Source organism: Sphingomonas sp. (genome assembly GCF_039594485.1).
Taxonomy (GTDB): Bacteria; Pseudomonadota; Alphaproteobacteria; order Sphingomonadales; family Sphingomonadaceae; genus Sphingomonas.
On record NZ_JBCNNI010000009.1, the window covers coordinates 107,623 to 131,819 of the forward strand.

General features: G+C 67.6%; 18 protein-coding genes and 1 other RNA gene. 8 read left to right on the plus strand and 11 right to left on the minus strand.

Translation table 11 applies throughout. The features are described from left to right. Window positions 1-11: 11 nt before the first annotated feature. The 6 genes from ABDV78_RS06215 to ABDV78_RS06240 form a co-directional block, all read right to left on the minus strand. Window positions 12-770: an enoyl-CoA hydratase-related protein gene (locus ABDV78_RS06215; RefSeq protein WP_343526486.1), complete on the minus strand. Its 759-nt coding sequence runs from the start codon at window positions 768-770 to the stop codon at window positions 12-14. An 8-nt stretch (window positions 771-778) separates the two neighbouring features. Then, the gene (gene mce, locus ABDV78_RS06220; RefSeq protein ID WP_343526454.1) at window positions 779-1,198 is read right to left on the minus strand and encodes a methylmalonyl-CoA epimerase; all 420 of its coding nucleotides are present in this window, start codon (window positions 1,196-1,198) and stop codon (window positions 779-781) included. A gap of 33 nt (window positions 1,199-1,231) precedes the next feature. Then, window positions 1,232-2,758 carry an acyl-CoA carboxylase subunit beta gene (locus ABDV78_RS06225; protein WP_343526455.1) on the minus strand — a complete coding sequence of 509 codons (1,527 nt, stop codon included), beginning with the start codon at window positions 2,756-2,758 and terminating at the stop codon, window positions 1,232-1,234. A 102-nt stretch (window positions 2,759-2,860) separates the two neighbouring features. Continuing rightward, window positions 2,861-3,793, minus strand: coding sequence for a 50S ribosomal protein L11 methyltransferase (locus tag ABDV78_RS06230; protein WP_343526456.1), 933 nt, complete (start codon window positions 3,791-3,793; stop codon window positions 2,861-2,863). Then, window positions 3,783-4,478 (minus strand): SDR family oxidoreductase, encoded by a 696-nt coding sequence (locus tag ABDV78_RS06235; protein WP_343526458.1) that lies wholly within the window; start codon window positions 4,476-4,478, stop codon window positions 3,783-3,785. Before ABDV78_RS06235 ends, ABDV78_RS06230 begins: the two co-directional genes overlap by 11 nt. Window positions 4,479-4,541: 63 nt before the next feature. Beyond that, window positions 4,542-5,900 (minus strand): methyl-accepting chemotaxis protein, encoded by a 1,359-nt coding sequence (locus ABDV78_RS06240; protein WP_343526459.1) that lies wholly within the window; start codon window positions 5,898-5,900, stop codon window positions 4,542-4,544. Between the two features lie 234 nt (window positions 5,901-6,134). Here ABDV78_RS06240 and sdhC point away from each other — a divergent pair, with 234 nt between their 5' ends. From sdhC to sdhA, 3 genes are read left to right on the plus strand one after another with little or no spacing between them, the layout of a single operon-like run. Then, window positions 6,135-6,545, plus strand: coding sequence for a succinate dehydrogenase, cytochrome b556 subunit (gene sdhC, locus ABDV78_RS06245; protein ID WP_343526460.1), 411 nt, complete (start codon window positions 6,135-6,137; stop codon window positions 6,543-6,545). Next, the gene (gene sdhD / locus ABDV78_RS06250) at window positions 6,545-6,928 is read left to right on the plus strand and encodes a succinate dehydrogenase, hydrophobic membrane anchor protein (RefSeq protein ID WP_343526461.1); all 384 of its coding nucleotides are present in this window, start codon (window positions 6,545-6,547) and stop codon (window positions 6,926-6,928) included. The genes sdhC and sdhD overlap by 1 nt, the downstream gene beginning before the upstream one ends. Next, entirely contained in the window at window positions 6,928-8,736 is a 1,809-nt protein-coding gene (gene sdhA, locus ABDV78_RS06255) for a succinate dehydrogenase flavoprotein subunit (protein ID WP_343526462.1), read from the plus strand. Before sdhD ends, sdhA begins: the two co-directional genes overlap by 1 nt. 104 nt (window positions 8,737-8,840) lie before the next feature. Here sdhA and ABDV78_RS06260 read toward each other — a convergent pair whose 3' ends face one another. Both ABDV78_RS06260 and ABDV78_RS06265 read right to left on the minus strand, forming a co-directional pair. Continuing rightward, the gene (locus tag ABDV78_RS06260; RefSeq protein WP_343526463.1) at window positions 8,841-9,920 is read right to left on the minus strand and encodes a mechanosensitive ion channel domain-containing protein; all 1,080 of its coding nucleotides are present in this window, start codon (window positions 9,918-9,920) and stop codon (window positions 8,841-8,843) included. 127 nt (window positions 9,921-10,047) lie between these two features. Then, window positions 10,048-10,734, minus strand: a complete 687-nt coding sequence (locus tag ABDV78_RS06265) for a hypothetical protein (protein WP_343526464.1) — start codon at window positions 10,732-10,734, stop codon at window positions 10,048-10,050. Window positions 10,735-10,870: 136 nt separating this feature from the next. Between ABDV78_RS06265 and ABDV78_RS06270 the strand changes: the two genes are divergently transcribed. The 4 genes from ABDV78_RS06270 to ABDV78_RS06285 all read left to right on the plus strand — a co-directional run bounded on the left by ABDV78_RS06270 (window position 10,871) and on the right by ABDV78_RS06285 (window position 16,033). Next, window positions 10,871-11,539: a response regulator transcription factor gene (locus ABDV78_RS06270; protein WP_343526465.1), complete on the plus strand. Its 669-nt coding sequence runs from the start codon at window positions 10,871-10,873 to the stop codon at window positions 11,537-11,539. 26 nt (window positions 11,540-11,565) lie between these two features. Continuing rightward, window positions 11,566-12,948, plus strand: coding sequence for a sensor histidine kinase (locus ABDV78_RS06275; RefSeq protein ID WP_343526467.1), 1,383 nt, complete (start codon window positions 11,566-11,568; stop codon window positions 12,946-12,948). Between the two features lie 10 nt (window positions 12,949-12,958). Then, on the plus strand, window positions 12,959-14,548 hold the full coding sequence (treF, locus tag ABDV78_RS06280) for an alpha,alpha-trehalase TreF (protein ID WP_343526469.1): 1,590 nt from the start codon (window positions 12,959-12,961) through the stop codon (window positions 14,546-14,548). A 201-nt stretch (window positions 14,549-14,749) separates the two neighbouring features. Next, the gene (locus ABDV78_RS06285; protein ID WP_343526470.1) at window positions 14,750-16,033 is read left to right on the plus strand and encodes an Hsp70 family protein; all 1,284 of its coding nucleotides are present in this window, start codon (window positions 14,750-14,752) and stop codon (window positions 16,031-16,033) included. 39 nt (window positions 16,034-16,072) lie between these two features. Here ABDV78_RS06285 and ABDV78_RS06290 read toward each other — a convergent pair whose 3' ends face one another. Further along, window positions 16,073-18,466, minus strand: coding sequence for a TonB-dependent receptor (locus ABDV78_RS06290; protein ID WP_343526472.1), 2,394 nt, complete (start codon window positions 18,464-18,466; stop codon window positions 16,073-16,075). A 203-nt stretch (window positions 18,467-18,669) separates the two neighbouring features. After that, a complete protein-coding gene (locus tag ABDV78_RS06295) occupies window positions 18,670-20,928 on the minus strand; it encodes an NADP-dependent malic enzyme (RefSeq protein WP_343526474.1) in 2,259 nt (752 codons plus the stop codon). 330 nt (window positions 20,929-21,258) lie between these two features. Here ABDV78_RS06295 and mutS point away from each other — a divergent pair, with 330 nt between their 5' ends. After that, window positions 21,259-23,829, plus strand: a complete 2,571-nt coding sequence (gene mutS, locus ABDV78_RS06300) for a DNA mismatch repair protein MutS (protein ID WP_343526488.1) — start codon at window positions 21,259-21,261, stop codon at window positions 23,827-23,829. A gap of 139 nt (window positions 23,830-23,968) precedes the next feature. Here the strand turns inward: mutS and ssrA are convergent. Then, window positions 23,969-24,197: a transfer-messenger RNA gene (gene ssrA / locus ABDV78_RS06305) on the minus strand; the annotation flags it as partial.

A 24,197-nucleotide genomic window follows, 5' to 3' on the forward strand; every position in this document is an offset into this window, starting at 1 on the left:
GGGGCAGCGTCCTACTCCCCCAGGAAGCGCGGTGGTCTCTTCTCGAAAAAGGCCCGACCACCTTCCTCGCCATCCCGGGTGGCGCGGGCAGTGCGCTGGTCCTCGGCCTCGCGGGCTAGGGCGGTGGCATAGTCGCTCTCGAAACCGGCATGGAGCGCACGTCGCATCAGCCCCAATGCGACGCTCGGCCCCGCCGCCAGTCGCTCGGCGAGCGCGAAGGCCTCGGCGTCGAGCACATCGTCGGCGACGATCTTGTGGATCATGCCCCAATCCAGCGCCTTCGAGGCCGTCACCCGCTCGCCGAGCATCATCATCTCCGCCGCCCGCGCGCGTCCGATCAGGCGCGGCAGCATCCAGCTCGCTCCGCCATCCGGGACCATGCCGATATTGACGAAGGCGTGGAGGAAATAGGCCGTCTCGCTCGCCACGCAGAAATCGGCGGCCAGCGCCAGGCTGCATCCGATCCCCGCCGCCGCACCGCGCACCGCGCTGACCAAAGGTATGGGAAGATCGGCGAGCGTCAGGAACAGCGGGTTGAAGTGATCGACCAGCGCGCGGTGCACCGTCTCCGGGCCGATATCGCCGCCGGAAATGTCCGCCCCCGAGCAGAAACCCTTGCCCGAGCCGCTCAGCAGGACCGCACGGGCATCGCCGCGCTCTGCCAATGCTTCGCCGATCCGGTCGAACAGTTCGGGGGGTGCGGCATTGAGGCGGTCGGGGCGATTGAGCGTCAGGACCAGGACGCCACCCCGACGCTCGGCCAGCAGCATGGGCTCGGTCAATGCTCCTCCCCCGGCGTTTCCATCAGTTCGACCAGCACCCCGCCCATGTCGCGCGGGTGGAGGAAGACGACGGGCGTGCCATGCGCGCCGATGCGCGGCTGACCCAGCAGCGTCGCCCCCTTGGCCTGAAGCTCGGCCACGGCAACGGCCATGTCGGCGACCTCGAAGCAGAGGTGATGCTGTCCCCCCGCCGGGTTCTTCGTCAGGAAGTTGGCGATGGGGGAGCTTTCGTCCAGTGGCTGGATCAGTTCGATCTGCGTGTTGGGCGCGTCGATGAAGCACACCCGCACGCCCTGAGGCGGCAGGTCGAACGGCGCGCCGATCGCCTCCGCGCCGAGCAGATGGCGATAGGTCTCCACCGAACGCTCGATCGAAGGTGTGGCGATGCCGATATGGTTGAGGCGGCCGAGGGTCATGCCAATGCCTCTCGGCTAAACATCAACGATGCGTCACAGCGGGAGATTATCATGCTTCTTCCACGGGTTCGCCAGGTCTTTGTTGCGCAGCTTGCGCAGGCCGAGTGCGATACGCCTGCGTGTGGAATGCGGCTGAATCACCTCGTCGACAAAGCCCTTGGACGCCGCGACGAACGGGTTGGCGAACCGCGCCTCATATTCGGCGGTCCGCTCGGCGATCTCTTGCGGAGTCTTGCCTCGGAAGATGATCTCGACCGCGCCCTTGGCCCCCATCACCGCGATCTCGGCGGTCGGCCAGGCATAGTTGAGGTCGCCACGCAAATGCTTGGACGCCATCACGTCATAGGCGCCGCCATAGGCTTTCCGCGTGATGACCGTGATCTTCGGGACCGTCGCCTCGGCATAGGCGAAGAGCAGCTTCGCGCCATGCTTGATGATGCCGTTATGCTCTTGGGCGGTGCCGGGCAGGAAGCCGGGCACGTCGACAAAGGTCACGATCGGGATCTCGAACGCATCGCAGAAGCGCACGAACCGCGCCGCCTTGCGGCTGGCGTTGATGTCGAGCACCCCCGCCAGCACCATCGGCTGGTTCGCGACGAAGCCGACCGTGCGCCCTTCGATACGACCAAAGCCGGTGATGATGTTGGCGCCGTGGGCGGGCTGCACCTCGAAGAAGTCGCCCTCGTCGACGACCTTGGCGATCAACTCGTGCATGTCATAGGGCTGGTTGGCGCTGGCCGGGATCAGCGTGTCGAGGCTTTGCTCGATCCGGTCCCAGGCGTCAGCGGTCGGCCGTTCGGGCACGCCCTCGCGGTTGTTGGCGGGCAGGAAGTCGATGAAGTCGCGCGCCGCCAGCAGCGCCTCGATATCGTCCTCGAACGCCACGTCGGCGACGCCCGTCTTGGTCGTGTGCGTCACCGCGCCGCCGAGTGCTTCCTGCGTCACGACCTCGTTGGTCACCGTCTTGACCACATCGGGGCCGGTGACGAACATGTAGCTGGAATCCTTCACCATGAAGATGAAGTCGGTCATCGCTGGCGAATAGACCGCGCCGCCTGCGCACGGGCCCATGATGAGGCTGAGCTGCGGCACCACACCGCTCGCCAGCACATTGCGCTGGAACACCTCGGCATAGCCGCCCAGGCTGGCCACGCCTTCCTGGATGCGCGCACCGCCGCTGTCGTTCAGGCCGATGACGGGCGCGCCGACCTTCATCGCCATGTCCATGATCTTGCAGATCTTCTGCGCGTGGCGTTCCGAAAGCGAGCCGCCGAACACGGTGAAGTCCTGGCTGAAGACGAAGACCAGCCGCCCGTTGATCGTGCCGCTGCCGGTCACCACGCCGTCGCCGGGGATGACCTGTTCGGTCATGTCGAAGTCGGTGCAGTTATGCTCGACGAACATGTCGAGCTCCTCGAAGCTGCCCTCGTCGAGCAGCACGTCGAGCCGCTCACGCGCGGTCAGCTTGCCCTTGGCGTGCTGCGCGGCGACGCGCTTCTCGCCACCACCGGCACGCGCGCCTTCGCGGCGACGTTCCAGTTCGACCATCGTCGATGCCATGACCTCTCCTTCAGTCTTTACCCGGCTTATGCCTGAGAGAATGGAGGAATGGCAATTGGCACGGACGATTTCCGTTTTCGTAAGCGGAAAGGGGAGATCGCCCTAGATATCCAGGGCCCAGCCGTCGCGGCCCTTGGGGTCGAAGGGGCCGCTTGGAACATATCGCTCGGCACCGGCGCGCAGCCGAAGCACGCTCCAGTCGCCGCGCCGGTCGACGCTCTCCATCACGCAGCCACAGGCTTCATAGGCCGCGACCACATCCGTTCGCTGAGTCTCGAGCAGCCCGGCGAGCACCAGCGTCGCCCGCGGCCCGGCGATCGCGGCCAGTTCGGGCGCCATCGAGATCAGCGGTCCCGCGAGGATATTGGCGATGACGAGGTCATAAGGCGCGCCCGCCATGATCGGGTCGGCCAGCGCCCCGTCCGCGACGATCAGTTCGACGCCCCCGACACCGTTGATCGCGGCATTGTCGGCGGTCACGTCGATCGCGATCGGATCGATATCGGTGGCGACGACCTTCGCGCCCGGCCAGAGGTGCCGCACCGCAAAGGCGAGCAGCCCGGTGCCAGTGCCGACATCGATCGCGTTCAAGACCGCCTCGCCCGCCATCGCGTCCAGCATGGCGAGGCAGCCGCTGGTCGTCTCGTGATGACCGGTCCCGAACGCCCGACCCGCCGGGATGTGGAAGCCGCGCAGGCCCTCCGGCACCGACTCGTCGCCCGTGTGGACGAAGAAGCGTCCGACCGAGAGCGGCGCCAGCCCCGCCTGGCTCATCGTCACCCAGTCCTGCGCCGCCAGATGCTCGACCGTGGCGGGATGATCGCCTGCACTCGGCACCAGCGCGCGGATCGCCGCGATCGTCGCCGGATCCGGCTCGACCTCGAAATAGGCATCGAGACGCCAATGCTCGCGGTCGTCCTCCACCTCCTCGGTGGTCATGATCACGGCTTCGATCGCGAGATCGTCGGCCGCATCGATCGCCTCCGCCTCGTCGCGGGTGCAGGGCAGCGTCAGCTTCCAACTGTCAGCGGACATAGCTGGCTCCATTGATGTCGAGGACCGCGCCGGTCATCGAGGGCGGCGCGTCGGCGCACAGGAAACGGACGGTCGCGGCGATCTCTTCGGGCGCCGCGACCCGACCGAGCGGGATATCGGCGAGCAGCGTGTCCCCGCCCCGGCTGGCCAGATAGTCGTCGGCCATGCCGGTCATGGTAAAGCCGGGACACACGGCGAAGGCCAGGATCCCCTCGGCGGCATAGGCCCGCGCGATGGTCTTCGTCATCGCGACCATGCCTCCCTTTGACGCGGCATAATGCCAGTGCGCGGGGCTGTCGCCGCGATAGGCGGCGCGGCTGGCGATGTTGACGATCCGGCCGCCGACCCCGCGCTCCTGCCAGTGCAGGACGGCGAGTCGACACATTTCGGCCGATGCGGTCAGGTTGACCTGCATCGTGCGCGCCCAGCTTTCCGACCAGTCGGCGGAGGCGAGCGGGCTGGCCTCGAAAATCCCGGCATTGTTGACCAGCATGTCGATCGCGCCGCCCGCCTCGGCGAGTGCAGCGGCCCAGAGCTGCGCCGGGGCGGCCGGATCGGACAGGTCGGCCGCGATGCCGCTGCGGGTCCCATGCCCCAGGACCCGCGTGTCGGGCAGGTCGCCCAATGTCGCTGCGATGGCCGCGCCGATGCCCCGGCTGCTGCCCGTTACCAATATCGTCGTCATGCCCCTGCCGTGCCGGTCGATCGCGAAGGCGTCAACCGGCACGCGGATCCGGGCAGTGTCCGGTCAGGCCGCGACTCGCGCGACGAACTGCGTCGCGCTGGTCTTCAGGTCGCCCAGTCGCGTGTCGAGATGGTCGAAACCGCGCCCGACCCGGTCGATCTCCTGCGCGACATGCTCGGTATCCTGGCGGATCGCGGCGATGGTGTGCGACATCGAGTCGGCGGCCAGCGCGGTCTCGTCGACCGCCGCGGTGATCGCGGTCACCGTCTGCGCCTGCGCCTCCATCGCATAGCGGATCCGCTCGGCCGAGACCTGCACCTCGTTGACCGTCGCCTTGATCGAGGCGTTGGTCTCAACCGTGCAGCGGGTCGCCGCCTGGATCGCGGCGATCTTGGTCGCGATATCGTCGGTCGCGCGGGCAGTCTGGCTGGCGAGGCTCTTCACCTCCTGCGCCACGACCGCGAAGCCGCGACCCGCATCGCCCGCCCGCGCCGCTTCGATCGTGGCGTTGAGCGCAAGCAGATTGGTCTGCCCGGCAATGTCGCGGATCAGGCCCAGGATCGACTCGATCGACTTGGCGTGATCCGACAGCATCTCCGACATGCCGACCGCCTGGCCCGCCTGATCGGCGGCGCGATTGGCGACATCGGCGGCCTGTTCGACCTCGGTCCGGGCGTCCTCGATCGCGCGGATGAGGCCGGCGGCAGTCTGTGCCGCCTCGCGCATCGCGACCGCCGACTGTTCGGCGGCGGCGGCGACTTCGCTCGACTTGCCCAACATGCCCCGGGTCGAAAAGGAGGCCTCCTGCGCCTGTCGACGCAGATCGCGCCCCTCGACCGTCGCATTCTCGACGACGGCGGCGATCCCGTTGCGGAAGTCCCCCGCCAGCCGCTCACGCTGGCGCTCGGCGGACCAGTCGGTGAAGCCCGTGAACAGGGCGACGGTCAATTCCGTCTCCATCCCGTACAGGCGCAGCAGCGTATCGACCGCGACCGTCCGGCGGGGATCGTCGGGCGCCAGCTCCTCCAGCACGACGGTCAGCGCCGCGCGGTCGCTGGCGCAGGACATGGCGAGCACCTCCATCGGCGGCACGCCCGCGGCATAGGCGGAGGCGATCGCACGGCCGAGCGACTCGACCCATTCGCGCCCGGCCAGATCGCTGAAGCGATTGCGCAGATAGGCGCGCCCGGCGGTGATCTGCCGCTCGCGATCCATGGGGGTCCATTCCGGGCGGCCCGGATTGGTCATCCGCCAGTGATGCCAATAGGCTTCGACCACCTCGTCGGCGCGCGGCTCGATCACCGACCATAATTCTGCGGCACGCTGGACCAGCGATCCGTCGCCGCCGTCAAAGGCAAGAATGCGCGCGGCCAGATCGATGTTCGCCGTGATGACCGTGGGCGATGGCAGATCGGAATTCAAAGCGCGGCTCCCCTCATTCCATACGCAACGGAACGTTCGGACGCGACATTGGCCCGACAAGGGTTAAGGGGACGTTATCCGCACCCGGAATCCACAACTCCGTTGGCGCTTGCGAGCCGGCCATGGCATTGGATGCGCACGATGCGATGCGCTCACGACTTGCATCCTGGCGGCGTCTTCATCATAGGCATGTCCGCAAACCAGCCCGACTTCAGATTGTTCGAGGATCCGCCCTTGGCCGCCCGCAACACCGCACGCCCGCTCTCGCCGCATCTCCAGATCTGGAAATGGGGCCCCAACATGCTGGTCTCCATCCTGCATCGTGTCACCGGCACGGGCATGGCGACCGTCGGCGCGGCGCTTCTCGTCTGGTTCCTGGCCGCCCTTGCCGGCGGCCCGGACAGCTATGCGACGTTCCGCAACGTCTTCACCTATGACTCGGGTCGGCTGAACATCATCGGCTATGTCCTGGGCATCGGCCTGACCGCCTGCCTGTTCCAGCATATGGCGAACGGCATCCGCCACCTGTTCATGGACGTCGGTGCGGGCTTCGAGCTGAAGTCGAACAAGCGTCAGTCGCAAGCCACCATCATCTTCGCCGTCGTGATGACGGTCGCCTTCTGGCTCTATCTGGGGATCAAGTGATGCGTTCCGGAACCGCGATCGGCCGCGTGCGCGGCCTGGGCTCGGCCAAGTCGGGCACCCATCATTGGTTGAACCAGCGCCTGACCGCCGGGTCCAACTTCCTGCTGGTCGTATGGCTGCTGATCTCGATCCTGCGCCAGCCGTCCTATGACTATGCCGCGATGCATCTGTGGCTGTCCAATCCCTGGGCCGCCATCCCGATGGTCCTGCTGGTCGCCTCGATCTTCTATCACATGCGCCTCGGCCTGCAGGTCGTGATCGAGGATTATGAGCAGGACCAGAACCGCGTCGCGCTGCTCGTCGTCATGAACCTGTTCGTCTTCACGACCGCCGCCGTCGCCATCTTCTCGATCCTCAAGATCGCCTTCGGAGCCGCTGCCTGATGTCCGCTGCCGCCTACAAGATCATCGACCATACCTATGACGCCGTCGTCGTGGGTGCGGGCGGCTCGGGCCTGCGCGCCACCATGGGCATCGCCGAGGCCGGTCTGAAGACCGCCTGCATCACCAAGGTGTTCCCGACGCGCAGCCACACGGTCGCCGCGCAGGGCGGCATCGCCGCGTCGCTGGGCAATATGGGCCCCGACCACTGGACCTGGCACATGTACGACACCGTCAAGGGGTCGGACTGGCTGGGCGACCAGGACGCGATCGAGTATCTGTGCCGCGAGGCGCCCGCCGCCGTGTACGAGCTGGAGCACGCTGGCGTGCCGTTCAGCCGCACCGAAGAGGGCAAAATCTACCAGCGCCCGTTCGGCGGCATGATGCAGAATATGGGCGAAGGCCCGCCCGCGCAGCGCACCTGCGCCGCGGCCGACCGTACCGGCCACGCCATGCTGCACGCGCTGTACCAGCAGTCGCTGAAATATGACGCGGACTTCTTCATCGAATATTTCGCGCTCGACCTGATCATGGACGATCAGGGCAATTGCCGCGGCGTGATCGCGCTGTGCATGGAAGACGGGTCGATCCACCGTTTCCGCGCGCACAATGTCGTGCTGGCGACCGGCGGCTATGGCCGCTGCTATTTCTCGGCCACCTCGGCGCACACCTGCACGGGTGACGGCGGCGGCATGGTGCTGCGTGCGGGCCTCCCGCTCCAGGACATGGAGTTCGTGCAGTTCCACCCGACCGGCATCTACGGTGCGGGCGTCCTCATCACCGAGGGCGCGCGCGGTGAAGGCGGCTACCTCACCAACTCCGAGGGCGAGCGCTTCATGGAGCGTTACGCGCCGTCGGCCAAGGACCTGGCCAGCCGCGACGTCGTGTCGCGGTCGATGGCGATGGAGATCCGCGAAGGGCGCGGCGTCGGCAAGGAGGGGGATCATATCTACCTCCATCTCGACCATATCGACCCGAAGGTCCTAGCCGAGCGCCTGCCCGGCATCACCGAGACCGGCAAGATCTTCGCCGGTGTCGACCTGACCCGCCAGCCGCTGCCGGTGACGCCGACCGTCCACTATAATATGGGCGGCATCCCGACCAACTATCACGGCGAAGTCGTCCGCCTGAAGGACGGCAACCCGGATTCGGTCGTCCCCGGCCTGTTCGCGGTCGGCGAAGCGGCCTGCGTGTCGGTGCACGGCGCGAACCGCCTCGGCTCCAACTCGCTGATCGACCTTGTCGTGTTCGGCCGTGCGACCGGCCTGCGCATCAAGGACACGCTGAAGCCCGGCACGCCGCACGCGCCGCTGCCCGCCGGTTCGGAGGAGCTGGCGCTCAGCCGTCTGGATCACTTCCGCAACGCCGCGGGTGGCTCGTCCACCGCGTCGGTGCGTAGCGAGATGCAGAAGACGATGCAGCGCCACTGCGCCGTGTTCCGCACCGACGAACTGCTGACCGAAGGTCGCCAGATGATCCGCGCCACCTATGACCGGATGAAGGACATCGGCATCAAGGATCGCTCGCTGATCTGGAACACCGATCTGGTCGAAACGCTGGAGCTGGACAACCTGATCAGCCAGGCGGTCGTGACGATGGAGTCGGCGCTGAACCGCAAGGAAAGCCGCGGCGCGCACGTGAACGAGGATTTCCCCGATCGCGACGACTCCAACTGGATGAAGCACACCGTCGCGACCTTCGACGGCTGGGGCGGCCAGGGCGGGGATGTCGCGATCGACTATCGCCCGGTCCACGACTACACGCTGACCGACGATATCGAGTATATCAAGCCGAAGAAGCGGGTTTACTAAGACCCGGTTCCAAGGTTCGGAAGCAAGGGGCTGGCGAGCGATCGCCGGCCCCTTTTCTTTGGCCCGTCCTGGGGGGGGCGGGATTGCGGGATGCGTCGAATCGACTATTGCGCCGCCATGCCCTGCCCCAGATGCTCCAGCCGCCGCCGCGGCAGAGCCTCGGGCATCTCCCGGCGGATATAATCCAGCAGCCCCTCGCGGATTTCGCATCGCAGGTCGAACGCGATCGCGGCATCGCGCGCGGTCATCAGGCCGCGCACCTCGATCGCGTCCGATTTGGTGTCCGTGACCTGCATGTTGAAGAACCGCCGGTCCCAGCGGGGGCTCGCCTCGACCAGTTCGCCCATTTTCTCGCGCAACCGGGGAATGTCCGCCGCCGGGTCGAGATACCAGAAGACCGATCCCAGCAACTGGCTGGTCTCGCGCGTCCAGTTCTGGAAGCTGTTCTCCAGGAACTTGGCGACCGGCACGACTAGCCGCCGTTCGTCCCAGATACGCACCACCACGAAGGTCAGGTGGATCTGTTCGATCCGCCCCCATTCATTATCGATGATGACCACGTCGTCGAGGCGGATCGGCTCGGTAAAGGCCATCTGGACGCCCGCGATCAGGTTCTTGAGCGCGGGCTGCGCGGCGGCGCCGACGACCAGACCCGCGATACCCGCCGAGGCCATCAGGGTGACGCCGATGGTGCGGATACCCGGCACGCTCAGGAGCATGAGGCAGACGGTCAGGAACACGATCAGGAAGATGCCGATCCGCCCCAGAATCTGCGCCCGGGTCCGCTTGCGCCGGGCGCGCAGGTTATCCTCGACGCTGATATCGGCGCGCAGATAGACGACACCCTGAAGCGCGCGCAGCCCCGCCACCGCCAGCCAGCCGAGCAGCGCGGGGACCGAGAAGCCCAGCACCTGCCGCCAAATCTCGCGCCCGTCGCCCGACATCGGCACCAGCCGCATCGCGAAGCTGACCGCGATGGCGATCGCCACCCAGCGCAAGGGCTGTCGGATATGTTCGAGGACCAGATCGTCGCTCTGGCTTGCGGTCCGCCGCGCGGCATGACCCGCCACGCGCATCGCGATGCTGTGTACCAGGACCGCGATCAGCACCGCAGCCGATATGATGAGGACGTGTTGCAGCCACAGCCATTCGGCCGGAATGTCGAGCGATCGAAGCCAGCGCATGGGCTGCAAAAGGGTGAAGGTGGCGAAGGTTCCCGTTCGGGGCGGCGGATTCGCATGGCCCTGCCCTGTCCCGGGATGCAGGAACGCCCCCCGACCGCAGTCGGAGGGCGCCTTTTTACGGGCCGGATCAGGCCGCCGGGCGGGCCGCGCCGGTGGGGGCCGGAGCCGGAGCGCCGACGGGGGGCGGCGGCGGCACGGGCGCGCCTTGCGGGGCGGCACCATTCATCACCGGGGCCGGCGGAGGCGGGGGCACCGCACCCGGGGCGCAACCACCCGGCGGCGGCGGCGGGGGCGCGCCCGGACCACCCGGCGCGCCTGGACCACCGGGTCCACCCGGACCGCCCGGAGGAGGAGGCGGCGGACCGTCACCGCGAGGGCCACCCGGTCCACCGGGACCACGCGGACCGCCAGGGGGCGGGGGCGGCGGGCCGACCGGCACGACCGATCCATTGGGGTCGACCAGATACTGGGCGTGCATGATCCCATCGTCGAAACGACCCTGCACCATCACGTTGCTGCCGACCGAGGGCATCGCATCGCGCGCACTCGCCACCATCGCGCGGCCGGTGGCGTCCTGCACTACGAAACGGTCGCCGAAGACTTCGGCCACGCGGCCCTTGGCGGTGACGACGCCGCTGGTCGAGGACAGCTTGGCGATCGGCGTCGGATTGGCAGGCGCCATGGTCACCGTCGGCCGGGTCATCGAGACGGCGGCGGCCCCTCCGCCAGCGCCCAGCGCGATCAGCACGGCGGCGGCGGCGGCCAGCGGAGCCTTGCCCTGCAAGCGGGGGGTCGGGATATGGAAACGAGACATTGTTCGATCTCCTTGGTTGATGCCCCGCTTTTAGGTGATTCGGCCCGATGCCCGCTGAACCGCGCGGTTCAGATTGGGTTTAAGCTGTGCGACGATAGCCGGACCGGCGGAGCCATAAGGGGAAGACGAAGACGTCATGCGGATTCTGCTGGTCGAGGACGATCCCGCACTGGGTCCTGCCATCGCGCGTGCGCTGCGCGCCGAACACTGCGCGGTCGACCTGTTCGCCAGCGGCGTGGATGCGGGTCATGCGGGCGATACCGAGACCTATGACGCCGCCGTGCTCGACCTCGGGCTACCCGATGGCGACGGGATGACGCTGCTCCGCCAATGGCGCGAGGCGGGGCGCGCGCTGCCCGTGCTGATCCTGACTGCGCGCGACGGCTGGTCGGACAAGGTGGCGGGGTTCAAGGCGGGGGCCGACGATTATCTGACCAAGCCCTTCCGCGTCGAGGAACTGGTGATGCGTCTGCGCGCGCTGGTCCGCCGCGCGGCGGGCCATGCCCAGCCGCGCCTGACCTGCGGCCCCCTGTCCTTCGACAGTCAGACCGGGCAGTTCGAGCTGGACGGCCTTCCCCTCAAGCTCACCGCCTTTGAATGGCGTGTCCTGTCGGCGCTGATGCTTCGCAAGGAGGCGGTGATCCCCCGGCTGGAACTGCTTGAGCGCGTCTATGAAGGCGATGCCGATGTCGATTCCAACAGCCTGGAGGTGATCGTCGGGCGACTGCGCAAGAAGATCGGCGCCGAGCTGATCGAGACGGTCCGGGGCCTGGGCTATCGTCTGACCGCCGGAGTCGCGGCGTGAGATTCCCACGATCGATCCATGCCAGGATGATCCTGATTTCCGGCGTCGCGATTCTGGTTGCGCTGCTGCTCGCGGGGTGGGGACTGGCGAGCGCGCTGGGCGGTATCGTCATGCACGGCCTGGACCAGCGGCTCGATTCGGAAATCGCGGTCCTCGCCTCGACGGTCGACAGCCGCGGTGCCGTCGACCGCCAGCGCATCGCGGAGCGGCGCGGGGTGCTGGAGCCCGAACCCGGTTGGCGCTGGCGGATCGCCGGGCCTGACGGGGTGATCGGATCGGGCGACTTCCCGCCGCTCCTCGCACCGCATCCGCCGGGGCCGGAAGGCGGTCCGCCCCCCGCCCCGCCCCCTCCTGCCCCGCCCCCTCCTGCCCCGCCCCCTCCTGCCCCGTCACCTGCCCTACCCTCGCCCGGGTCGGGGCCCGTCGATCAACCCCATCCGGCCGATGGCCGCACCGAACAGGGGGTGCGCGTCCATGCCCGCCAGATCACGATCCCATCGTCCCGCGGCATGGTGACGATCACCGCCGCCGCCCCGCGCGCGGTCGTGGCGCGGCCGATCCGTGCCGCGCTGGTGCCCCTGCTCGCCATGCTGGCGGGTCTTGGTGGGTTGCTGGCGACCGCAAGCCTCATCCAGTTGCGCCTCGGCCTGCGCCCCCTGCGCCGGTTGCGGGAGGAAGTCGCCGCCATCCGCGCCGGTGCACGCAACCGGGTCGACGAGGACCAGCCCGCCGAGCTCCGCCCGCTCGCCGCCGAGTTGAATGCGCTGACCGCCGACAGCGAGCGGGCGCTGGCTGCGGCACGCGCCTCGGCGGCCAATCTCGCCCATGCGCTCAAGACCCCGGTGGCGACCCTGGCGCTCGATCTTGCCGGCGATCCGCCACGCGCCGAACAGGTCGCGCGGATCGACGCCACCATCCGCCATCACCTGGCCCGCGCGCGGGTGCAACTGGGTGCGAGCCGGTCGTCCACCGCGCTCCGCCCCGCGATGGACGATCTCGCCCATGCGATCGGGCGTATCCATGCCGACCGGGCCGTCGTCATCACCACCGATATACCAGCGGATGTGAGCGTCGCGATGGACGCGCATGACCTTGATGAGGTCGCGGGCAATCTGGTCGACAATGCCGCGCGCCATGCTCGGTCGCGGGTGACGATCGCGGCGGCGGCCGAGGGTCGACAGGTCCGGCTGAGCGTCACCGATGACGGCCCCGGCATCCCCGAGGCCGATCGTATCCGCGCGACTCAGGCGGGGGCGCGGCTGGACGAGCGGGGCGACGGGCACGGCTTCGGCCTGGCGATCGCGCGCGAACTGGCCGAGCTGCACGGCGGCGAACTGATCTTGCACGAAGCGCCGGGCGGTGGTCTGGCTGCATGCGTGGTGCTGCCCCGCGCCGCCGGACAGGAATAGACAGGAGAGGATGATGATCGCCACCCGGTTCCGCCCGTTGCTTCTGCTGCCCGCGCTGGCGCTGCTGCTCCAGGCACAGGCACCCGCGCAATATGCACCGCCATCGCCCGCCGACATCTATGGCCCGCTGTTCGGCGCGGTGCAGGAGGCGCAGGTGTTCCCCGACGGCAAGACCTTCGCCGATGCCGTCCCGCGCGAGGATCCGAAGGCGATCCTCGCCGCCTATGCCCGCGAAAAGCCGCAAGGGAAGGTCGCGCTGACCGCCTTCGTGCTGCGCCATTTCTCGGTGCGTGGCGACAATCAGGCCAGGCCGCCGCTGCGCGCACGCATCCGGGAACTCTGGCCGGTCCTGGGCCGCGCGCCCTTCGCCCCGATGCCGGGATCGTCGGCGCTGGGGCTCGACCATGGCTATGTCGTGCCCGGCGACCGGTTCCAGGAGATTTATTACTGGGACAGCTATTTCACGATGCTTGGGCTGAAGGCCGATGGCCAAGGCCCGCTGATCGAGGCGATGCTCGCCGATTTCGTCGATCTGGTCGAGCGTTACGGCCATGTCCCCAACGGCACGCGCAGCTATTATCTCAGCCGGTCGCAGCCGCCTTTCCTGGCGCTGATGATGGACCTGTCGGACGACCGCGATCCGGCGCTGGCCGGGCGGCGGCTCGACGCGCTGCTCCGCGAGCATGACTATTGGATGGGCGGCGGCCGCTGTCCCGCTGGGGCCGATGCCTGCGAGCATGTCGTGCGAATGCCCGACGGAAGCCTGCTCAACCGCTATTGGGATGCGCGCGACACGCCCCGCGACGAAAGCTGGCGCGAGGATCGGGACACCGCGCGGAAGGCTCGGCCGCGCGCCGCCGGCGTCGTCCAGCGCGACCTGCGCGCCGCGGCGGAGTCGGGCTGGGACTTCAGTTCGCGCTGGCTGGGCGATCCCATGCGGCTGGAGACGATCCATACCACCGATATCGTGCCCATCGATCTCAACAGCCTGTTGTGGTTCAGCGAAACCCGCATCGCCGAACGGGCGCAGGCGGCCGGGCGAAGCGACGTGGCGCAGCGCTTCCGGCAGCTCGCGACGCGACGCAAGGCGGCGATCGACCGCTATCTCTGGGTGCCGGGGGAGCAGCGCTTCGCCGATTGGGACCGGATCGCCGGACGCCCCACGTCCGCACGGACCGCCGCATCGCTCTTCCCGCTCTTCGTCGGCCATGCCAGCCCGGACCAGGCCAGGGCGGTCGCCGCGACGACCCGCGCGACCCTGATCGGCGAAGGCGGCCTGCGCACCACCGGCATCCGCACCGGCCAGCAATGGGATGCGCCCAATGGTTGGGCCCCTCTGCAATGGGTCGCGGTCGAGGGGCTCGGCCGCTACGGCGAACAGGCGTTCGCCAAGGACATCGCCCGCCGCTGGATCGCGACCGTCGCGCGCACCTATGCCGAGACGGGCAAGCTGCTGGAGAAATATGATGTCGAGGAACGACGGCCCGGCGGCGGCGGGGAATATCCGACGCAGGACGGCTTTGGCTGGACCAATGGCGTGACCGCGGCGATGCTGGAGCGGTGGCCGGATTTGACGCCTTCAGGATCCGTGCCTCGATAATCGGTTCACATGAAGCCGCAAAGCCGCAAAGCCGCAAAGTCGCGAAGGCGCATCCCCGAACAGGTACATCTTTGCGCCTTCGCGACTTGGCGTGAATCACGGTATTCGGCTCTTAGGAACAGGCTGGACCATCCCACCCGCCGCCATCTCCGCTCGAACAAAATTCTCCCTCACCGGCGCAGTTGGTGTAGCGGACGCGGCATGACCGATACCCCGCACATCGTCCTTGGCATCGACTTCGGCACGACCAATTCGGTCGTCGCCCGCGCCGACAAGGGCGAGTCGCATCTCGTCCCGCTGCAAGGCCCCAGGGAAAGCGATCCCGTCTTCCGCTCCGCGCTGTGCTTCTGGGAGGATGACGGGATCGCGGTCGAGGCGGGGCCCTGGGCCATCGCCGAATATCTCGATTTTCCGGGCGGCAGCCGCTTCATCCAGTCGTTCAAGTCGGTCGCCGCCTCGCCCGTGTTCGAGCACGCGACCGTGTTCGACAAACGCTATCGCTTCGAGGAACTGGGCCGCGTCTTTCTCGACCGGATGGCGGTGCGCAGCGGCGGGGTGCTCGATGGCAAGGCGGCGCGGATCATCGTCGGGCGGCCGGTCGAATATGCCGGGCATCGGCCCGACGAGGCACTCGCACGGACGCGCTATGACGCGATGTTCGCGCGGCTGGGGGCCGAAATCCATTATGTCTATGAACCGCTCGGCGCGGCGTTCAGCTATGCGTCGCGGATCACCGAGCCCGCGACCGTGCTGGTTGCCGATTTCGGCGGCGGCACGAGCGACTTTTCCGTCGTCCGCATCGCCGCCCCCGGCGCCGCGCGGCGCTGCGAGCCGCTGGGCCATGCGGGTGTCGGCATCGCGGGCGACCGGTTCGACCAACGGCTGATCGATCATCTCGTCCTGCCGCTGCTGGGCGCGGGCGGCACCTATCGCTCGTTCGACAAGGTGCTGGAGATTCCACGGGGCTATTTCGCCGATTTCGGCGACTGGTCGCGCCTTGCCCTGATGCGCAATCGCAAGACGCTGGCCGAACTGGAGAAGCTGCGCCGCGCCGCGCTCGACCCGGAGGCGATCGGGCGGATGATCGCGATCATCGAGGAGGAACAGGGATATCGGCTCTACGACGCGGTCGGCCGGGTCAAGCGCGACCTGTCGGCGGCGGAGGAGGCGCGGTTCCGGTTCGAGGGCGGCGGCCTGTCGATCGAGGCGGATGTGTCGCGCAAGGATTTCGAGGGCTGGATCGCCCCCGATCTCGCCCGGATCGAGCAGGCGGTCGACCGTGCGCTGGGCGCGGCCGGAACGGAGGCCGACGCGATCGATCAGGTCTTCCTGACCGGCGGCACCTCGCTGATGCCCGCGATCCGGCGGATGTTCGACGCATGGTTCGGGAGCGGGAAGATCGCGACCGGCGGCGAACTCACCTCGATCGCGCACGGCCTGGCGCTGATCGGCGAGCAGCCGGATATCGCCGCCTGGGCGGTGTGAAGAGGCGGACGGCCGCAGCCGCCCGCCCCTTCCGACGGCTCAGAACCCCTTCTTCAACGTCACGAACCACTGGCGCGGCGCACCCGCGAGCAGCGTCTGGTTGTCGCCGCTGGCGGTGAAGCCGTTGGTCCCGATGGTCGAGATATAGCGCTTGTCGGTCAGGTTGGTCACGCTGCCCTCGATCGAGAAGCCGCCCCATTCCTGCGGGAAGCGATAGCCGATGCTGGCATCGACCAGCACGCGCCCGTCGACCGACTGATCGTTCAGATAGGTGAAGTAGCGCTTCGACATATAATCGGCGCCGACCCGACCGAAGAACCGGCTATCGTCATAGACCAGCTCGCCCTTGACCATGTTCTGCGGCGTGTCGACGACGTAGCGCCCCTTTTCCGCGAGCAGATTGCCCGAACCGTCGCGCACCGTCTGCTGATAGGTGGCATGGTTGTAGGAATAGCTGGCCAGCGCCGAGAAGGCCGAGGTCAGGCGGTAAAAGGCCGAAACCTCCGCGCCATAGCTTTCCACGCCACCGACATTGTTCAGCGTCGGCGGAATGCCCTGGATCGCGGTGCCGATCGAATAGGTCAGCAGACGGTCGGAGAAGTCGATATAATAGCCGACCGCCGACAGTTGCAGCCCGCCGGTGCGGTAGCGGAGGCCGCCTTCGGCCGTCTTCGACTTTTCGGGCCGCACGCTGTTCGCGACCGCGTTGAACGCCGCCTGGCTGATCGAGAAGGGCGGCGCGGTCGCGGCGGCGATGAAGGCGCGCATATTCTCGGTATAGCTGGCGAAGACCTCCGCCTGGTTGCCCAGATGCAGCACCGCGCCGATCTGCGGCAGGAACCAGTCCTCGCTCTTGATCCGGCCGCGCGCCAGCGTGCCCGCCAGCACATTGGCCTGGTTGCGCACGCGCACGCCCTTCCAGCCGCCATTGATGGTCAACCGGCCGATGTCGAGCGTGTCGCCGACCGAATATTGCAGCGTCTCGGTGTCGTACTTGCCGTTCCAGACGGTCGCCATCGGATTGCTCTGGAAATCCAGCGCGTTGCGATTGGGCGTCGCCGTGTCGGTCATGCCATAGAGGCGACGCGCCTGGTGCAGCGTGTTGCTCTCATACCAGCCGGTCAGCGCCAGCATGTTCGCGCCGGTGGTCAGCGCCAGCTTGGCGATCGTGCCCGCGCGGTCGAGGCTGTATTCGGTTGTGCGGAACGACAGCGGCGCCGGATTGGTGATCGGCGTCCCATCGGCATTGGGCGCGCCCAGGGCGGTTGGGCTGTAAGGCGTGATCCACGACCCCTGCCCCTTGTTATGGTGGTAATAGCTGGTCGAGGTGAGGGACAGATTGTCGGTCAGCTTGGCGTCGAAGGTGATCCCACCCAGATAATCGCGACGCAGACCGGCTGCGTCATAATAGCCGTCGTCCAGCGTGATCCCGCTCGGCAGGCCATTGGCGACGCCCGCATAAGGCGCGGTGAAGCCGGTCAGCGAACCGTTATTGGCCGCCGCATAGGCTGCGGCCGCAGCGCCGTTGGTCGCCTGCTTGGCATAGAGGATCGCCAGCGGATAATTGTTGCTGATATTGTCGTTATAATAGCCGCGACGCTTGATGATATCGAGGCTCAGGTCCTGATAGTCATTCTCGCGCCGGTCCGAGAAGTTGAAGAAGCCGGTGATCGAACCGCGCGTGCCGATCTCCTTCACGACCTTGGCGTTCACCTGATGCTGGCGCTGGACGCCCTCGCCCTTCCACTTGTCAGTGGTGAGATAGGCATAGCTCAGATAGCCCTTGAGCCCGCCGCCCAGGTCGCCGCTGTCGGCACGGACGAAGGCGCGGACGGTATCGTTGCTGCCATAGGTGCCCGAGGCGGCCAGCGCGGCCGTGTCGGACGGCGCGCGGCTGGTGAACTGGATGGTGCCGCCCAGATTGCTGGTCGAGGCGGTGCCCAGCGCACCCGCGCCCTGCGCCACGCTGGTCGAGGCGATATTCTCGGAGATGATCGCGCGGCTGATGTGCAGGCCGTTGGTCGGGCCATAGCTCATGTCGCCCAGCGGCACGCCGTCGAGCGTGAAGCCCAGACGGTTCTGGTCGAATCCGCGCAAGGAGATCTTGGTCGACCATTCATAGGCGCCGAACGGATCGGCCGACTGGAAATTGACGCCGGGCAGCTTGGAGATCGCCTTGAGCGGCGAGGTGCCCGGCGTCAGCCGGTCGAGATCGGCGGCGGTGATCGTCTGCACCTGGCGGCTCTGGCCAAAGCCGAGCACGACGACATCGGCCGGGACATTGGCCTGTTCGCCATCGGTCGAAGTGGTCGGGTCGGCAGCGACCGGATCGGCGGCGGTGCCGGTGACGGCGGCCTGCACGGGCAGCGTCTGGGCCGATGCGCCCGATACGATCAGCGCGAGCGGCGCGACACCGATCAAAAATTTCACCATGAACTTGGCCCCCAAATGGCGTGTTACCTCAACGGGGTGGGCGCATGGGGCCGCGCCATGACACCGTAGCGACAGCGTAATGACCGGAATGTGACAGCATGCCGATGTGGCTTTGCCGTCACGTGATCCCCCGGACCGGGAAGGCGCAAAAAAAGGGCTGGGCAACCCGCATTGCCCAGCCCACTGCTACCGACCGGAGAGGATCAGCGCGCGATGCCGCCTGCCGCCAGCACCGCCAGCGTGACGAGGTCACCCGCCGTCGAGGTCATCGGCGCGATCTGCACCGGCTTTTCCATGCCGATCAGCATCGGGCCGATCATGCTGTCGCCGCCCAGTTCGCGCAGCAGCTTGGCCGAGATATTGGCCGATTGCAGCCCCGGCATGATGAGCACGTTCGCCGGACCCGACAGGCGCGAGAAGGGGAAGTTCGCCATCTGCTTGGGGTTCAGCGCGACGTCGGGGGCCATGTCGCCTTCATATTCGAAACCGACCTGCCGCGTGTCGAGCACCGCCACGCCGTCGCGGATATTGTCGATCCACTGGCCTTCGGGATTGCCGAAGGTCGAATAGGACAGGAACGCCACACGCGGCTCATGCCCCATGCGGCGCGCGACCGCGGCCGTGCGCTCGGCGATATCGGCCAGTTCCTCGGCGGACGGACGCTCATTGACCGTGGTGTCGGCGATGAAGACGGTGTGGCTCTGCCCGACCAGCAGATGGATGCCGAACGGCACCTTGCCGTCGACCGGATCGATGACACGGCGGATCTCGCGGAAGCTCTGCGCATAGGTGCGGGTGATGCCGGTGATCATCACATCCGCCATGCCCAGTTGCAGCATGACCGAGCCGAAGATGTTGCGATCCTGATTGATCAGCCGCTCGGCATCGCGCTTCAGATAGCCGCGCCGCTGGAGCCGCTCGTACAGGAATTCGACCATCTGCGGCACCATCTCCGAGGTGCGGCTGTTATGGACTTCATATTCCTTGGGGTTGGTGACGCCCAGCGCGGCCAGACGATCATAGACGTCGTCGCGTCCGACCAGCACCGGGATGCCATAGCCGCCCTCCTTGAACGCGATGGCGGCGCGCAACACGACTTCCTCTTCGCCTTCCGCGAACAGCACGCGCTTCGGATGCGCCTTTGCGCCCTCATAGGCCAGCGTCAGGACCGAGGTGGTCGGGTTGAGGCGCGCGCGCAGCGTCTGGCGATAGGCATCCATGTCGAGGATCGGCCGCGTCGCCACGCCCGAGTCCATCGCGGCCTTTGCCACCGCCGAGGGGACCAGTTCCATCAGGCGCGGATCGAACGGCGCGGGGATGATATATTCGGGGCCGAAGCTATGCTGCGTGCCGTAAGCCAGTGCGACTTCCTCGGGCACGCGCTGGCGCGCCAGTTCGGCGATCGCATTGGCGGCGGCGATCTTCATCTCGTCATTGATGCCGGTCGCGCGCACGTCGAGCGCACCGCGGAAGATGAAGGGGAAGCCGATGACGTTGTTGACCTGGTTCGGATAGTCCGAACGGCCGGTCGCGACGATCGCGTCAGGGCGCGCGGCCTTGGCCAGTTCGGGGCGGATTTCCGGTTCCGGGTTCGCCATGGCGAAGATGATCGGGGAGGGCGCCATGTCCTTGACCATCTCGGGCTTCAGCGCGCCCGCCGCCGAAAGCCCCAGGAACACGTCCGCACCCGACAAGGCCTCGGTCAGGGTGCGGCGGTCGGTGACGGCGGCATGCGCCGACTGCCACTGGTTGATGTCCTCGCGGCCCTGATAGATCACGCCCGTCCGGTCGCACATGATGACGTTCTCGTGCCGGACGCCCATTGCCTTCATCAACTCGGTACAGGCGATCGCCGCCGCGCCCGCGCCGTTGACGACGACCTTGATCTCATCCAGCCGCCGCTCGGTCAGCAGACAGGCGTTGATCAGCCCCGCCGCGCAGATGATCGCGGTGCCGTGCTGGTCATCATGAAAGACCGGGATGTTCATCCGCTCGCGCAGGGTCTGCTCGATGATGAAGCATTCGGGCGCCTTGATGTCTTCCAGGTTGATGCCGCCGAAGCTCGGCTCCATCAGTTCGACCGCATCGACGAAGCGGTCCACATCCTCGGTCTTCAGCTCGATATCGATCGAGTCGACATCGGCGAAGCGCTTGAAGAGCACCGCCTTGCCCTCCATCACCGGCTTGGACGCCAGCGCGCCGAGATTGCCGAGACCCAGGATCGCGGTGCCGTTGGAGATGACCGCCACCAGATTGCCCTTGGCGGTATAGTCATAGGCGGTGGCCGGGTCTTCGGCGATCGCCCTCACCGGCACCGCGACGCCCGGCGAATAGGCCAGCGCCAGGTCGCGTTGAGTCGCCATCGGCTTGGACGCGATGATCTCGATCTTGCCCGGCCGCCCCTCGGAATGGAACAGCAGGGCCTCGCGCTCGGAGAACTGGTCGGTAGGTTCGTCGGTCATGCGCGCGGCCTTCGATGCTGTGAAAACTGAGGTCGCTATGGCTCTTGAAACTTTCGGCCCCGGCTGACAACCCTGTCACACGCCACTTTTACAGCCGGAAACACCGTGTTTCCCGAACCGAGAAGTTAAGCCGTTGCAGTCGCTTGCAATGCCGCACTGCACCATAGACGACGGGAAATGATGGCCCGGACCGGCCCCCCTCGCCAGCCCCTGGCCGCCCCGCTATAGCCCCACATCCACCCCCCTGTCGGGTCGCCGCGATCGGCCTGACGCCTTCGATCCCGCCGCCTTGACCCTGGAACAGACGCCTCGATGACCACCCCGACCCCGATGATGGCGCAATATCTGACGCTGAAGGCCGAGGCCGAGGATTGCCTGCTCTTCTATCGCATGGGCGATTTCTTCGAGCTGTTCTTCGACGATGCGCGGATCGCGTCCGCCGTGCTCGACATCGCGCTGACCTCACGCGGGGAGCATGGCGGCGAGAAGATTCCGATGTGCGGCGTGCCGGTCCATGCCGCGACCGCCTATCTGCAACGCCTGATCAAGGCCGGGCACCGCGTCGCCATCGCCGAGCAGACCGAAACCCCCGCCGAGGCCAAGGCGCGGGGCGGGTCCAAGGCGCTGGTCGCGCGCGGGATCGTGCGCGTCGTCACGGCGGGCACGCTGACCGAGGAAGCGCTGCTGGACGCCAGGTGCGACAATTGGTGCGTCGCGATCGGCGAGGCGGGCGGCGCGGTGGCGCTGGCCGCCGCCGATATCTCGACCGGACGGTTCGTGGTGATCGACGTGAAGGCGGATGCGTTGGGGGCCGAACTCGCCCGCCTCGCCGCCGCCGAAGTGGTGGCCGCCGAGAATGCCGCGCACGGCGATGCCGCGACGACGCTGCGCCCCTCCCCGACCTTCGACAGCGGCAGCGGCGAGGATCGGCTGAAGCGGCTCTATGGCGTCGCGACGCTGGACGGGTTCGGGCAGTTCAGCCGGGCTGGTCTGTCGGCGGCGGGCGGGCTGGTCGCCTATCTCGACCATACCGCCAAGGGCGCGCTGCCCTTCCTGCGCCCGCCCGTATTGATGCAGGCGGCCGGAGCCATGGCGATCGACGCCGCGACCCGCGAGAGCCTGGAACTGACCCAGACCGCCAGCGGCCAGCGCAAGGGCTCGCTGCTCGATGCCGTGGATCGCACGGTGACGGGCGCGGGCGCGCGCGCGCTGGCGGGCGATATCGGCGCACCGATGATGGACCGGGATGCCATCGAGGCGCGGCTCGACCTCGTGCAGCATTTCCATGACGATGCCGCCTTGCGCGAGCGGCTGCGCGCGGCCTTGCGCGCGCTGCCCGATATCGGCCGCGCGATCGGGCGGATCGCGGCGGGGCGGGGTTCTCCCCGCGATCTTGGGCAGTTGCGCGACGGGCTCGACGGCGCCTGGGCGCTGTCCGAGCAACTGACCGATGGCCCTCCCCTGCTCCGCGAGACGACGCCGCGGCTGCGCGGCCATGGCGAACTGATCGACCTGTTCCGCCGCGCCCTGGTCCCCTCGCCCCCGATCGAGGCGAGCGAAGGCGGCTATATCGCGGCGGGCTATGACGTCGCGCTCGACGACCTGCGCGATGCCGGCGCGGGCGGACGCCGCGCCATCGCAGCGCTGGAGGCCGAATTCCGGCAGAAGACCGGCATCACCGCGCTCAAGATCCGGCATAACGGCGTGCTCGGCTATCATGTCGAGGTGCCCGCCCGCTCGGCCGATGCGCTGATGAAGCCGGATTCGGGCTTCACCCATCGCCAGACGCTGGCTGGCGTGGTCCGCTTCAACACCCCCGAACTGCACGAGGTCGCCAGCAAGGTGGCGCAGGCCGGTGCCCATGCCCTTGCCGCCGAGGCTGCGCATCTGGAGGAGCTGACCGCCGCCGCGCTGGCGTCACGCGAAACCATCGCCGCGACGGCGGATTCGCTCGCCCGACTCGACGTGGCGAGCGGGCTGGCCGAACGCGCGGTCGAGGGCGGCTGGGTCCGCCCCGAACTGGTCGACCATGCCTGTTTCGAGGTGACGGGCGGACGCCATCCGGTTGTCGAGGCGGCGGTCGCGCGCTCGGGCGAGCGGTTCGTCGCCAATGACTGTTCCCTGTCGGAGGCTTCGCGGCTCTGGCTGGTTACGGGCCCCAATATGGGCGGCAAGTCGACCTTCCTGCGCCAGAACGCGCTGATTGCGGTGCTGGCGCAGGCCGGCTCCTATGTCCCCGCCACCCATGCCAGGATCGGGCTGGTCGACCGGCTGTTCAGCCGCGTCGGGGCATCGGACAATCTGGCGCGCGGGCGTTCGACCTTCATGGTCGAGATGGTCGAGACCGCCGCGATCCTGGCACAGGCCACGCCGCGCAGTTTCGTCATCCTCGACGAGGTCGGGCGCGGCACCTCGACCTATGACGGCTTGGCCATCGCCTGGGCGGTGGTGGAGGCGATCCATGAGGATAATCGCTGTCGCTGCCTGTTCGCGACCCATTATCACGAACTGACCCGGCTGGCGGAGCGGTGCGAGGCCTTGTCGCTCCACCATGTCCGCGCGCGCGAGTGGAAGGGGGAGCTTGTCCTGCTCCATGAGGTGTCGGAGGGCCCGGCGGATCGCTCCTATGGCCTGGCGGTGGCACGGCTGGCGGGGATGCCGCCCACGACCGTCGCCCGCGCGAAAGCCGTGCTCGCCAAGCTGGAGGCGGGACGCGCCAAGACCGGCGGGCTGGCGGCGGGGCTGGACGACCTGCCCCTCTTCGCCGCCGCCGCGCAGGCCGAGGAAGAGCAGTGCGATGCGATTCGGGCCGAGGTGGAAAAGATCGACGTCGACGCGCTCTCGCCGCGCGAGGCGCTGGATGCGCTGTACAAGCTGAAGGCGTTGGCGCGAGAGGGATAGGCCTCGCTTTCAGACCCTGGAAATAGTCTTCCACCCCCGGCGACGAGAAAGGACGAAAACCCTCCTCGACCGTGGCGGGAGAGCGGCCGCAGCCAACAGGACGCCGTGCCCTGGGCCAAATCCAGCACAAATTCAGTGAAGTGGGGAGCTTCTGTTGCCCGGTGCTCCCCGTACCGCTGGATTCCCCTTCTGTTGCCCGGTGGGGTCCGACCGCGCTATCTTGGTGTAATATCAGGCCGTTAGGCCCTCAATTACGCCGCAATCGCGAGTGCTTCGTTATCGTTGGCACTTGTGGTTATGGGCCGTTGCGGTGGTCCCATTCCGAACGAAAACAGCGCTTTTCAACACACGTCGATCCTGGTTCGGCC